Annotated in this window: 1 protein-coding gene; it reads right to left on the bottom strand. The window is 47.3% G+C overall.

Going from position 1 to position 835, the window contains the following annotated elements:
- Positions 1–835 (bottom strand): PKD domain-containing protein (locus tag EOK74_RS20900; protein ID WP_420818945.1); only part of this gene is annotated, 835 nt, incomplete at both ends.

The raw sequence follows: 835 nt of genomic DNA, 5'->3' as shown, positions 1-835 counted from the left end.
TGACATTGGTGATATTGGTATTAAATAGTTCGTCTGAAGTAACAATACCGTCTGCGCCGCCAGCTTCCATAACAGATGCAACTGTTCCAAGGTAAGATAATAATTTAACTACACTGTCTTGTTCGCTGCCGGTTGCTGTGGCGGTAACAATCTCACTGGCGTAAGAATCATCAACACTAACTTCAAGGGAATATGCGCCGTTTTCATCCGATTGAGTGGTAAAGCTTTGGTCGCCTATTGAGATTTCAACATTTGCATTAGCAATCGGTCCATCGGTAACTAAGCCTGATAGCGTCATGGATAACATGTTCGCAATAATGTCCACAGTGATATCGTGAGTGGCAGTTAAGCCGCCATCGTCTGTGACTGTGATCTGAAAACCAAGGGATTGATCTTCTGTGACCGCTGGTGCATCAAAGGTTGCCGAGGCTGAATCCGCACCATCAAGAGTGACTGAGTCGCCTGATGTTTGGGTCCATGTATACGATTGAATTGTGCCATCTGAGTCTGCTGCTACAGAAGACAAGGTCACCATAGACGCTTCATCAGCAGAAACGTTATCGGCCGTCACTGTTGGTGCGATATTGGCTATCACGTCAACAGACACTGCGGCGGTAGCGGTTAAGCCGCCATCGTCGGTCACTGTGATTTGAAAAATGAGAGTTTGGTCTTCAGTCACATCTGGGGCGGTAAAGGTTGCCGAGGCTGAATCTGTGCTATCAAGAGTTACAGTGTCGCCCGATGTTTGAGCCCAATCATAGGATTGTATTGAACCGTCGCTGTCAGTGGCTGTAGCGGCTAGCGTGACCTCGGATAGCTCTGTTATTGAGACATT

It is taken from the genome of Paraglaciecola marina (genome assembly GCF_004360155.1).
In the GTDB taxonomy this organism is placed as follows: domain Bacteria; phylum Pseudomonadota; class Gammaproteobacteria; order Enterobacterales; family Alteromonadaceae; genus Paraglaciecola; species Paraglaciecola marina.
The sequence above is the reverse complement of the archived record's forward strand: the minus strand, read 5'-3'. Positions and strand labels throughout refer to the sequence as shown.